The sequence below is a fragment of the Chryseobacterium sp. ON_d1 genome, assembly GCF_006829085.1.
Lineage (GTDB): Bacteria > Bacteroidota > Bacteroidia > Flavobacteriales > Weeksellaceae > Chryseobacterium.
In genome coordinates this window covers 96,471-109,309 of record NZ_BJTC01000007.1, presented here as the reverse complement: position 1 = coordinate 109,309, position 12,839 = coordinate 96,471, and the positions used below count along the sequence as shown (strand labels likewise).

General features: G+C 38.8%; 7 protein-coding genes. 5 read left to right on the top strand and 2 right to left on the bottom strand.

The window, feature by feature from the left end; genetic code table 11:
- Positions 1-168 precede the first annotated feature (168 nt).
- Together CRS_RS12445 and CRS_RS12440 are read right to left on the bottom strand one after the other, a co-directional pair.
- Positions 169-2,460 (bottom strand): glycoside hydrolase family 3 N-terminal domain-containing protein, encoded by a 2,292-nt coding sequence (locus CRS_RS12445; protein WP_142724362.1) that lies wholly within the window; start codon positions 2,458-2,460, stop codon positions 169-171.
- Between the two features lie 9 nt (positions 2,461-2,469).
- On the bottom strand, positions 2,470-4,725 hold the full coding sequence (locus CRS_RS12440) for a TonB-dependent receptor (RefSeq protein WP_228451244.1): 2,256 nt from the start codon (positions 4,723-4,725) through the stop codon (positions 2,470-2,472).
- A 424-nt stretch (positions 4,726-5,149) separates the two neighbouring features.
- On the opposite strand from CRS_RS12440, the gene CRS_RS12435 reads away from it, so the two are divergent.
- The 5 genes from CRS_RS12435 (at position 5,150) to CRS_RS12415 (ending at position 12,827) form a co-directional block, all read left to right on the top strand.
- Entirely contained in the window at positions 5,150-5,899 is a 750-nt protein-coding gene (locus CRS_RS12435; protein WP_142724361.1) for an NUDIX domain-containing protein, read from the top strand.
- A gap of 156 nt (positions 5,900-6,055) precedes the next feature.
- Complete coding sequence (locus tag CRS_RS12430) at positions 6,056-8,446, top strand: hypothetical protein (protein WP_142724360.1); 2,391 nt, start codon at positions 6,056-6,058, stop codon at positions 8,444-8,446.
- 172 nt (positions 8,447-8,618) lie between these two features.
- Positions 8,619-10,502 (top strand): type VI secretion system Vgr family protein, encoded by a 1,884-nt coding sequence (locus CRS_RS12425; RefSeq protein ID WP_142724359.1) that lies wholly within the window; start codon positions 8,619-8,621, stop codon positions 10,500-10,502.
- A gap of 89 nt (positions 10,503-10,591) precedes the next feature.
- Positions 10,592-12,271, top strand: a complete 1,680-nt coding sequence (locus CRS_RS12420) for a PAAR-like protein (protein ID WP_142724358.1) — start codon at positions 10,592-10,594, stop codon at positions 12,269-12,271.
- On the top strand, positions 12,252-12,827 hold the full coding sequence (locus tag CRS_RS12415; protein WP_142724357.1) for a hypothetical protein: 576 nt from the start codon (positions 12,252-12,254) through the stop codon (positions 12,825-12,827). The genes CRS_RS12420 and CRS_RS12415 overlap by 20 nt, the downstream gene beginning before the upstream one ends.
- Positions 12,828-12,839 lie beyond the last annotated feature (12 nt).

Below are 12,839 nucleotides of genomic sequence, written 5' to 3'. Positions count from 1 at the left end.
AATCCTTGATTTTCGATTTTGTAGACTTTTAGAATTATTATTTTAGACTTAAAGCTTTTGTAACTTTTGACTCCGTCGAATCTTTTGATTTGTAGTTGACAGAAAACAGTTTTTTAATTCAAAAAATAAAATTCTGAGCCCGTACAATACAGACTCAGAAACATTCAATTACTTTTTATATTTTTCTGTCCTTGCATCTTTAATCACACCAGACCAATTCATCCCATACCCAAAATCATAATTATGGCCTTCAGTATCTCTGTGCGTTTCCATATCGTATGGAACATCTTCTTTCTGCTTTTCTACCGTAGCCATATTCGCAGGCATCTGAACCGGAAGTAATCCTGACGGTTCATATTTTCCGGTGATGATATCTACAACTGCCTGATTGGATACGTTGAAGTTCATCAGAATCGCATCAGCATATTTTTCAAATTCGTTGAAAACCATCGGTTTTGAAGCTGTTACTGAAACAATGACAGGTTTCCCATTCATAGCTTTATACGCATTTTCAATGGTCAGCAAATCGGTAAAGTTCGTAACTGTTGAGGTCTTATTTTTGTAGGATCTGTTATGTACATCCGGAGCCACCACCGGGTCTCCGGCAGCTATACTTTTTTCACGCGCATCAGTCGCTGTATAGGTCTGGTACTGAAGAGAAATCGGAAGATACCCGTTTCCGCCTTCTTTGGCATCGATGTCACTGTAACCGCCTTCTTCGCTGTGCGGGCTTTTCACAAAAACCAATGCAAAATCAGCTTTTGTCGGATCTTCGGTTACGTTATAATCTTTTTTGATTTTCTCAATGTTCACGGGATAATCCAAAGACGGAGGAGTATAAATTCCCCACCAGTTGAACATTGCAGGAGAATACCGCTTGGGAATATAAACCGTTTTTCTTTCCTTGATGGGAAGAACATTGGCTTTATTTTTCAACATCACGATAGATTTTACCTGAGCTTCGTAACCAGCTTTCATAAATTCAGGATTACCAACAGTCTTTTTGGTTTCTTCAACGTTAACGTAAGGATTTTCAAATAACCCTGTTCTGAAGAAATTTCTCAGCAAACGAACAGCAGACTGTTCAAATTTTGCTCGGTATACTTTTTCCCCATGCTCTTTTACCCCCATCTGATACGCTTCCAGAACAGGGCCTTTATCATTATTTCCTCCGAATTGGTCAACGCCGGCTTCCAACACTTTATAATGACGCTCAGCAATGGATAGTTTTTCAGCTCCCCAGGGTTTTCCGGCAAATCCACCCGGTGTTTTTGGTTCATTGGCTGTAATGAGCCAGTCAGTGCAAACAACACCATCATACTTATATTTTCTGCGAAGTAAATCTGTGATTAAATATTTGCTGTATCCGTTTCCAACGTTTTCCCCGTTTTTCGTATCCTGATTAAAGCTAATCGTGTAATAAGGCATTACTGCAGAAGCTTCCTTTGTTCCTCCGTTTAGTTTGAAAGCGCCTTCAGTAAAAGGTTTTACGTGATTCTGAAAATTATTGCCCGGATACACCGCAAATTTTCCCATTGCCCAGTGTCCATCGCGGCCACCCTCTTCCGGTCCGCCTCCAGGCCAGTGTTTTACCATTGCATTGACACTTTTGTTCCCCCAACCGTTTTTGCTCCCAATGGTGGTTTGGAAACCATCGATATAGCCTCTTGCCAAATCAGCCGTCAGTTCAGGACTTTCAGAGAAAACATAGGCAATTCTATACCAGCGAGGTTCTGTTCCCAGGTCGATCTGCGGAGATAAGGCCGTTGAAATTCCCAGCGCCCTGTATTCCTGCGCGGCAATATTCCCGAATTTCTTTACCAACTCAGGATCGAAAGTTGCCCCCATAGCCAAACCATCCGGCCAAAGCGAAATCTGTCCACCTGCTCCTTCATTAAATTCTGCCGTTACTGTTGCAGAATGTCTTGGGTCTGTACTGTTGTTGGCTGGAATCCCCAATCCCAGACCTTCAATATATGCCTGGATATTATTGCTCCACTGGGCTGCAATTTCAGGAGATTCAACGGTTGTTACCAAGACGTGACGAAGGTTGTCTTCCTTTAAAAACTTCTTTTGCTGGTCGGTCAAATCAGAAGCTTTTGCTCCGCTTTCTTTATAAAACATGCCATTATATTTTCCTGCTCTGATACCGTCTGCAGGAGCCGGAACAGACTGATGTCCGCTGTACAGCATCAGACCTGCAATTTGCTCAATGGTCATTTTTGAAGCCAGATCTTTCGCCCTTTCATCTGCGGAAAGTCGCCAGTCTTCGTATTTATCGAGTTTGCCGTTTCTGTTTAAATCTTTGAATTTATTTCCGCCAACCGTTAGAATTTTCACTCCTGAATCTGTGGAATACCCCAACACCGGGCCTTTTGAATTGGTCACGATTTGAATATTCTGAGAAAAAGCGGTCACACTTAAGAATAAAGCGGCTATGTTGAATACTGATTTTTTCATTTTCAAATTTTAGAAATTAAAGCTTACTGATAACTGACCTGTCAATGGCATAATGTATGTTCCTGTCAGCAGTTTTCCATAATACTGGCTTGCATCGGTAATCAGCTCAGCTCCGTTGATGGTTCCGCTTGCTCCCCTCTGATTTAGGAAGTTGATAACCGTTGCACCGATATTGATATTTTTATTAACGGTATAGCTTACCCCACCGAAGGTTTCCCATCTTGGGGCAAAATACAATGCATTCGTAATATTGGCATACTGCTTGGAAAAATACCTGAAACTTGCCCAGAATCTCCACTTTTCTATCGTATAACTTGGATCTATCTCCATTAAAACCTTTGAAATTCCCACTACGTTTTTATCGCTGTAATTGTAGTTCTGTCCGAAGGCATCAAAGGCAAAATCTTTGTAAACCGGATTCTGAAAAGTTATAAGATAGTGTAAATTAAACCCTTTAAAAGGTTTTAAAACAAAGTCTGTCGTCCATCCTAAGGTCTGGATGCTGTAATCCACGCTTGCCACAAGAGCCTGAGTGGAGTTATTTGGGTTAACAAGATTATATCTTCCTAAATATCCATTTTTCGTCAGCCAGGTTGCCTGAGAAATCAACTGAATATAATCGGTATTCCAGAATACGCCGAGTGCACCCAGTGGACTTTTAATTTTTCTTGTATCAGGGCTGAATGGCTGAGAATAACTTTCCAGTCTTCGGTTTTCTTCGGTGTAAAGAAAATTAGCCAAAAGACCAAAATTTTTGCTGATGTTGTAGACTGCATTAACACTTCCCGCAACGTGAAACCAGCTTTCGTTGATATCCTGGAAATCATTAGGACCGAAAACAAAATTCGGAGACCTTGGCGTCATTGAAAACTGTCCGTTGATGATATGGTTTCTCAGGTGCAAACCATAGCTAAGATTGAAATTATCTGAAACTTTCCATTCATCATTGGCATAAACAGAAATTTTGTTCTCGGTTCCGCTGTGGAATTCACCACCTACGTTGTAATTGTAGAATCCGTCTGCATCCGTCGTAGGGCTCACCAATCTCTGAGGCTGTGCTTCTGCAGTCTGAAAGAAGAACGAACGGTTTGACGTAAATTTGTCTACGTTATAGTATTGCTCTAAAAGTCCGAAGGTCAGGTTGTGATTTTCAATCTGTTTATTTAATGAAAAACGACCTGCGATATTGGTAACCGGTGTTTTCGGTGTATAAAGTACAAGCTGCGTTCCTACCGGACCGGAATAAGCCTGGCCCGTTGAAGCAATTGTGTATCCTGATGCTGCAGGAGCATTAAAAATACTCAAAGGAATAATATTGGCCATTTTAGTTGTTGCAAAATGTGCCCTTGTGGAGAATTTAAAATTCCAGCCGTTATTCAGCTTGTAATTTCCCAGCACATCAATATTGTGGGAAGTAGTTCTGTTGTCTTTCCCATTCATTGAAGCCCACTGCGTTTCCCCGGAAAGAATATCTTTGAACTTAATTCTTCCGTCCCTCGTTACATAAGAATCTCTACCGATGGTAAAATTGTCAAGTTCAGTCACTTTTCCGTTCTCACCATACTGGAACAGTGCGTAATTGGTGATACTGTAAGAATCTGCGTATTTGTAAAGGAATGAGATTTTACCCCGGTCATCTTTAAAATATTTTGTAACTCCTGCTCTGAAAATCTTGGTTTCATCTGCATTTCTGGCAAATCCTAATTTGTAGGTACTCGGATCATAGTTGGCAAAAGCACCTACCGTATATGTCCAGCCGTTTTTAGAAATAGGTCCGGAAGCATTCACATCACCCTGCAGCCATCCGAAAGTACTGGTTGTAAATTTTCCTTTGAGCTTAAATTCCTTTGTTCCTGTCTGCGCGTAAGAATTTACCGCAAACCCAAGGTCGCCCATGGTGTTGGCAAGCTGGTCCATCTTCAGAAGTCCGGTTCTTTCTAAACCAACACTCTGTCTCCAGGTTTTATTGGGAAGCTCCGGCCAGAAAAAGTACACAACTGGCAGATCATTTTCGAGAATGGTAATTCCCCCCACTGTTCCAGGCAGACCGATATTTACATCTCTTGGGCTGGTATTATTGGCTGCATTGAGCATTACATTTCTGTTGTTGTCTTCCTTAGATGTGACCGTTTTTACGCCTTCTTCAGGTTTAGAAGCTGATTTCAGAACATTTTTCACAGCTGTGCTGTCAGCTTGCTGACCAAAGACAGTGGCAAAGGAAAGCATCAGTCCAAGTGCAGAAATTCTTAAAGTTGATTTTCTCATTTTCAGTATATATATATTCAATTTTTCCCAATAAAAGATTGTTTTTCAAACATCTGAATGTTTACTAATCAACTTTCAAATTGTTCAATCTCTGCTCAATAATTTCAAACTTTCCTAAAGCTGCTTCATATATTTTTCAACTGCTGATTCTAAAATCATATCAATGCTTCAATATGAAGCATTACAATACTATAAATTTTTGTGAGAAATTCAAAAAAAATGTAACAAAAAATTAACAATTAGTACAAGTATTTAAAAATCAGCAACTTAAATATTGATTATTTATGGATTTTTCATTGTTTCATAACGAATCAATGAGAACACATTAACAAAATATTAACCAAAAAATGTACTCAGTTTGCCTAATTTGACTTTTTCTTAAAATTTTTAGTATTAAATTTGTACAGAATGACAAAATGATGTTATGGATTCCAGAGAACTAATCATACAACAATCTGAATACAATAAAGCCCGCTATATTCCCAATCTGTCTGTGGACTCTGTCATTTTTGGCTTTGAACAGAATGAACTTAAAGTTCTGCTGCTGAAGACCGACTACAAAAAGCTTTGGCTTTTGCCTGGTGGTTATGTTGAATTTTCGGAAGACCTGAATGATGCGGTAGCCCGTGTGCTTAAAGAACGTGTAGGAATTTCCGGAGTTTATCTGGAGGAATTTGGTGTATTTGGAAGGAAGGACCGAAGCCAGTCTTTTTTTGATGAATTTGATGAGACTCTGTTCCACAAGCAGCGCTTCATTACACTGGGCTTCTATGCGCTGTACAATTCTTTGACACTTAACCCTATTCCTGATAAGTTCAGTGAAACCTGCGGTTGGGTTTACCTCAGCCAGCTTCCTGAAATTGAATTGGCAATGGACCACAGAGAAATCATTGAAAAGGCCTTAATGACTTTAAGAGAAAAGATCTCTATTAAACCTATCGGTTATAATCTTTTACCTGAAAAATTCACGCTTCCTGAACTTCAAAAACTGTATGAAGCCATTCTTGGAAAAGAACTGAACAGGGGAAATTTTTACAGAAAAATTAAAAATCTCGGAATCCTGAAAAGATTAGACGAACAAAGGCGCGGCGGTGCACATAAAGCACCGGATTTATATTCTTTTGATGAAGAGCATTACAATGCTGCCTTAAAAAATGGATTAAACAACTGGTAATTATAAAGACAGTCTGTTTTTAGACTACACTTTTTACCAGCTTTTATCTTTTATATCAGTTAATTGATTTTTTTCTTTAAATTAGGCATTGAATATCATTTTCCGAAGTCTTTAAATCATTACATTAGCACAGAATTAAAATGCCCTGAGATTTCTATGAAAAATATATTCTGTGTATTGCTTCTTTCAATCGTACAGCCAGTACTGGCACAGACCAAATTAGAAAAAGCAATTACCAATCTTGAGAATAATTATGAACAGGAGAAGGTATATTTACTGACCGACAAATTACAATATGCTGCCGGTGATAAAATATGGTTCAAAAGTTTTGTATTTGACGGATATAACCGCTCTGCATCATCCACAACCCTATTTGTTGAACTGTACAATTCTGATAAAAAATTAATAGACTGGAAAACCATCCTTCTTACCAATGGCGAAGGCAGCGGTGATTTTCAGCTGAAAGACGATCTCCCTGAACAGGTTTATTTTGTAAGAGCCTACACTCCTTACATGACTAATTTTAATGAAGATTTCCAGATTGTTAAAACACTTCCGATTTACAATCCGAATTCCACAGAATCATTAATTATCGCCAAAAGCTCTGATTGGTCTGTCAAAACCTTTCCCGAAGGCGGAACTTTCATTAGCGGTATGCCTACAAAATTTGCGGTAAGATTATCAGGAAATTCTTCTTTGCCAGAAAACTGGACCGGAAAAGTAATCGACGTTCAAAACCCCAGCACACCCATCACCACATTCAAATCTTTTGATAAAAATGTTGCTTCTTTTAAAATAACTCCCGCTTCAGGAAAAAAATACCAGGCTATTATTCAGGATAATAACGGAAAGAAACAGACAATAGATCTGCCACCCGTTGCCGACAGCGGCCTGAATATGGAAGTTTCAAGCTCTAAAGAAGGAATAAAATACACCTTAAAAGGGGTAAATCTGAAACAACAGCTTCAAAATTATAAAATTATCGGAACGATCAACAACCACCTTGCGTACCGAGCTAATATCAACCACCTGACCAATGAAGTTTCAAGTCTTATTCCTACCAAAATAAGCAATGGTGCCAACGGCATTTTACAACTGGCCATCTTTGATGAACAGGACAATGTGGTTGCCAAAAGGCTTTGCTTTATAAAACCCGGAAATTTAAAGATTGACAAACCTGAAATCATAGCTCAAAGCTTAAAACCAACTCCAAGATCGTTTAACAGCATTGATCTCTCTCCGGAATCCAATTTTAAAAATTATACTGTTCTGGTGAGCGAAGATGACGGGATTCAGAATCCGGAAGAAGAAAATATCCTGAGTGCACTTTGGCTTACCGGTGATTTTACAACAAGAATAGATAATCCTGCACAATACTTTTCTAAGAATGCCAACACAGAAGCTCTGGATGCTCTGCTTATTTCTGAAAACTGGAAAAGATTCGACTGGAATTCTGTTCTCAGCGGATCTGCACCTTCCATTAAAACCAATTCACAGCAATTTCTTTCTTATAGGATAAAACCTATTAAAAACAGTGCCCTGCTGATCAATACCAATGTAAATATAATATCACAATTGGGTAAAAATGCATCTGCTTTTAACCAATTCAAAACGGATCAGAATGGCTATGTATATTTAAATAATCTCAGCAATGATGAACCTTTGAATATTTCATTATTTGTAAATTCGGAGAATAAAGAATCAAGTACTGATAATTTATTTGTTACCATTGAACCCCTGGTCAATCCCACCCCATTTAATGGAAACTTCCCGGGTACAAAATATACTTTGGTAAAAGCCGACAAAAATAAATCCCTTCCGCCTGCAATTTCCAGAGCCATCAACACTCAGAATAACAATAAAAAAATAGCAACTAATGAAATACAGATTGAACAGGTAAAATTGGTAGGAAAAAAGAAGGACCCAAAAGAAGAGCTCAACAAACAGCTCTCCACCGGAATGTTTAACTCTGTCAACTCCACTATATTTGATTTTGTAAATGAAGATCAGCATGCTGCAGGATCAACCAATATACTGGACTGGCTGCAGGGAAGAGCTGCGGGTTTAACATTTCAAAGAAACAGTTCAGGGGTTAATATACCTTATATCCGCAATCAGCAGGCTAAACTTTATTTAGATGAAATACCTGTTGACCCAAGCATGATTTCCAGTCTTCCTATCGCCCAGATTGCTATGGTAAAAATTATCAAGGGAGCTGGATTAATAGGTGATGCAGTAGCCGTTTACACCATGAGAGGTGATATGAAATCTAAAAATACTGAAAAGGATGCTCCAAAGAACAACTCTTCTGTCATAAAAGGATATGATAAACCATCAGAATTCCCTATTGAAATGATAGATGATACTGCGAAAATTGAAAATGATACCCGGGAAACCCTGTACTGGAATCCTAATTTGTTTGACAGTGACTATGTTCCTCCCAGAATTAAGTTCTTCAATAACGACAGTGCAAAGCAATATAAAGTATTGATCATAAGCTTTGATGAATATGACAATCTCCTGTATGACCAGCAAGTTTTGAAATAATTAAAAAGAGCCTTTCATTTCCTGAAAGGCTCTTTTTATTTTGCTGCGAACAGGATTTTTATTGATCGTAGTTTTACTACAATTTTACATATTTAACGAAAATTTACATTATGTAATCTATTTTTTATCTAAATTCGGTGACATAATACCAAAAAAAAACGTACAAAATATTATGAAAAACTCCTCAAATTCTGAGAAAGTTTCAGACAACCACATTTCGGGCATTAACCGGGTGGTAAAACTGGATATTGTGGTTGAGGGCAAGACTATCAATCACTTTAAACACTTTCGTTTACAGCAGAGTGCAAGAAAGCACCATGATTTTGAACTGGTATTGGCTCATGACTCTTTAGGTGAGGTACAAAATCACAACCTGGAGCAGGCCCAAAAGTTTTTAGGTAAGAGAATCACCATTGTTTTTAAATATAAAGATGCCGAAAATGAGAGCCCTGAAAGAACATTTGTGGGTCTCATTACCCAGGTAGCATTCAGTCAGGAAAAAATGAGCCTGGGAAATATCATCTTAAAAGGAAAAAGCCCAACTATTCTGATGGATGCTGCTCCCCATACCCAAAGTTTCGGAGGAAGCCAGACGGTGAATACCAATATTATTGCCAACCGGATTATCAAGGAAACATTGGGAACAAATAAATTCGATTTCAGGATAGACCCACAAAACAAAAGTTACATCAGTTACAGTTCACAATACAACGAAACCCATTACAATTATCTTACAAGGATTGCAGAAGCCTACGGAGAGCAATTTTATTATGACGGAGAAATTCTTCATTTCGGAAAGCTTCCCCCTTCTGAAAAACCGATCCAACTGGTATACGGAAGCAATGTAACGGATGTGATTGTGGAACTAAAAGCAGTTCACACCAAGCCGGAATACTTTGGTTATAACAGCAGCAGCCATACGAAGATGGTGGGTTCTTATGACCGTGTACAGCACTTAGGAGAATTATCTGCCAAAGCCTATGAACTGAATGACACTATTTTTACCACCCGTTCACTGACTCCTACTCCCGTTAATGCCAATATGTTTCTGGATGTGGATGACTCCCAGAAGAGTGCAAGGGGAAGTAAAGCGGTAGAAGTTTTTACGGTTACAGGACACACGACAGTGCCATTCCTGTACATTGGCTGTGTGGCAGATTTAGCTATGAGGAAGACCGATACCAATGATACTTCGCATTTTACCACCCTTATGATTACGGAGGTGAGCCACGAAGTGAATGCAAGAGGATATTATACAGGAAGCTTTGAAGCTATTGCTGAAGGCACCGGCTTTATGCCAAAACCTGATTTTGAAATGCCTAAGGCAGAACCTCAGGTGGCCACCGTAATATCGAACACAGATCCATTGAATCAGGGCAGAATACAGGTTCGGTTTGACTGGCAGTTAAATGACACCACCCATTTTATCAGAATGATGAGTCCTGATGCGGGAGGAACAGATGCTGTAGCTCAAAACAGAGGTTTTGTAGCCATTCCTGAAGTTGGCGATCAGGTAATGGTAGGATTTGAATACCACAATCCCGATTTCCCGTTTGCAATGGGGGGAATGTTCCATGGCCAGGTAGGTCTGGGCGGAGGCGTAGACAATCATCTGAAGTCCATACAAACCAGAAGCGGTATTAAGGTATTAATGAATGATGCCGAAAAAAGTGTAACCATTAAAGATCCAAGCGGAAATACCTATTTTATGGATGGACAGGGCAATATTCATGTTACTGCACCGAAAAATATGACTTTCACGGCAGGCGAAGATATGCAGATTTCTGTGGGAAGAAATATGACCACTAAGATTGGACAGGACAGTACTCTGCATATTGGCAATGACCATACCGAATCAATTACAAAGAGATATACTCAGACCTCTGAGAATAAAAGTGTTACCGTAAAAAAAGATCAGACAGAAAGCACAGGCAATACCTTTAGAAGTATTTCCGGAGAAGCTGATATACAGACCTCTAAAGGTGATTTAAAGCTGAGAGGAACATCATTGGCCGTATTTCAGGGAGGAAAAGACGTTAAAGTAAGTAAAGGTTAGGCCTGCTTTGGATGAGGAAAGTCGGTTTCATCTGTTACCAACGAATGATTCTAACCTCAACCTTTGAATCCAATCTAAAATATTAACACATGGAAGATCAGAATACTTCAGCACATGATCAGAAACTTTCTGAGAAAAGGGCAGAAAAACAAAAAAGATCCAACGATGATTCTCCTTCAGAAAAGAGGGAAATGGTAATGCATGGAGCCACCTTGAAGTGTCCTTATGCCCAGGCGCCGGGAGAATTGAAAGTAACCTCAAACGAGATCATCCTTCAGGATAAGTTATTTGCTACAAAGGGCGATGGGAACAATATGGTCAACCTTCAGTTCAAAGGAACCTGCGGACACCCGAAATGGCCTGCCAGAAAAATACCTCCTCCACCCTGTATGAGTGTGATAAAATTAACGCCCTGGCAAAATCTGGGAACCTCTGTTATCCAGGAACAGACCGTGCTGGTAAAAGAGTCTTATATAGACTGTGACCCTGAGTTTAATGCTGCGGCTGCGACACCGATTCCGAAAGCTGAAAGTATAAAAAGTGAAATTCAAAATAATGAAACTCCTAAAATAATTGATGCCTACTTTGTAAAATGGACCGCAGAGAAAGGCTCTCCTGTTGAAAAGGAGGAGGAAGTCTATAACAAAAAACTGGGGAAAAAAGTTTCTGTAAAAAAGAAAGTAGATACTACAAAAATATCTATGGAAAAAATAACAGAACGGGGATTAAGTTATCAGGTTGCCTTAATTGTTGAGACGGAAGGACTTTCAGGAAAAAAAATAAAAGTTAAGATTAAAAGCGGTAAAAATAAAGTTCTGACGGATATTGATACTGAAGTAAGCTTAATTGATATAAAAGATGTGGAAAAAGTTACTGATGCTTCGAAATATGCGGGCATAAAAGCAAAAAGTGAATTTGAAATAGATGTTGATAATTTTGCCAATGATCCCACAATAGAAAATTCAAGCCAGTTCAAAAACAAAGCAGTGCTAAAGCTGATGCTCAATCAGCGTGCTGATGACCTGTCATTTAATTTAGCCAAGCTTATAGCTGCAAGTCCGGACAAAGAAGCCTCGGTATATATAGAAGTTACTTCTGATGAGCCTAAAATTGAATATCTGGGTAAAGAAGGAAGCAGCAGCCTGAAAAACACCTTCTTAAATGAAGCCGGTAAATATTTTAAAATAAAATACCTTGAGCAGCCATGGGTTGTTAAGGCCCGGGAGGAGCAGGAACTTGGCGTTTCAGAAGCCACGCACTGTTCAAAAATTGTAGATGAATATCATGCTGTAAACCGGCAAAATAAGCCAAAAGCCTGCGCCAATACGGATAACAGCTCCTGGTGTGCTTCATTTGTGGGATGGTGTTTAAAAAACACAGGATATTCTGCTCAATTAGACCCGGGTGCCTATTCATACGGAGAAGAAAAGACAAGATACAGAGCCGGGCTTAAGAAGAACCCGACCGATAAAAAAGGACTGGAAAAAGAAGAATTTGACGATCCGGTATGGGGGAAGCTTATTGCTGGTAATCAGCCTCTACTGGGTTCAATATGTGTTTTATTAAACAAACACCACGTAAGCATAGCTGTCGGAAAGAGTAATGATGGCAAAACCATCTATTATCTGGGAGGAAATCAGGGAAACAAAGTCTGTGTAGGAACCTTCGGACAAAGGACTTCCTCCATATATCCCATAGAGTATACCAAAAAATCTGAAGATGATGAATTACCTATTTATTATACAAAAAATGAAAAGCTCAGTTACTAGTATGGTATTACTTTTCTGTATTCCTGTTTGCGGACAAAAGTCTGTGAATGATACTTTGAAAAGGTATTATCAGGACTCACTGATCATAAATAAAAACTTCAAAGACGGAGGCATATCCAGTAAGCTTACAGTAAAAGTAATTAATCCCTGTAATTCTGAAAAAAACAGATTTGACGGAGCCGTAACCCTGATCAGTGCCACTGTTAAAAATAAAAATTACAGTAACAGCATAGATTACAATTATCCCTATGCACAATCCGGTTTAATCCATGTAAAAGCTGAGAATATATCCATTAATAACATAGATAAACATCAGGCTGTTTTAATACCTTTTACCTATTGCGGAAACTGGGATAATGATACAAAAGTCTCCTACATCATATTGTATAACCGTAAAAAGTATTTACACCATATAAAGTATTACTGCGAACAGGAAGGCAAATGTAAGCTCAAAGATAATCTGAATGTTACATTGAAAGATTTACCTTCAAAATTAAGGTTAAAAGTACTCAAAGACTTAGAAACAAAATATAATCAATCCAATGATTTTTACTAATAAGCTCAAAAT

What these genes read in the sequence shown, in the direction of transcription:
- CRS_RS12445 (WP_142724362.1), bottom strand. Translation starts at nt 2,460, where the DNA reads ATGAAAAAATCAGTATTCAACATAGCCGCTTTATTCTTAAGTGTGACC.
- CRS_RS12440 (WP_228451244.1), bottom strand. Translation starts at nt 4,725, where the DNA reads ATGAGAAAATCAACTTTAAGAATTTCTGCACTTGGACTGATGCTTTCC.
- CRS_RS12435 (WP_142724361.1), top strand. Translation starts at nt 5,150, where the DNA reads ATGGATTCCAGAGAACTAATCATACAACAATCTGAATACAATAAAGCC.
- CRS_RS12430 (WP_142724360.1), top strand. Translation starts at nt 6,056, where the DNA reads ATGAAAAATATATTCTGTGTATTGCTTCTTTCAATCGTACAGCCAGTA.
- CRS_RS12425 (WP_142724359.1), top strand. Translation starts at nt 8,619, where the DNA reads ATGAAAAACTCCTCAAATTCTGAGAAAGTTTCAGACAACCACATTTCG.
- CRS_RS12420 (WP_142724358.1), top strand. Translation starts at nt 10,592, where the DNA reads ATGGAAGATCAGAATACTTCAGCACATGATCAGAAACTTTCTGAGAAA.
- CRS_RS12415 (WP_142724357.1), top strand. Translation starts at nt 12,252, where the DNA reads ATGAAAAGCTCAGTTACTAGTATGGTATTACTTTTCTGTATTCCTGTT.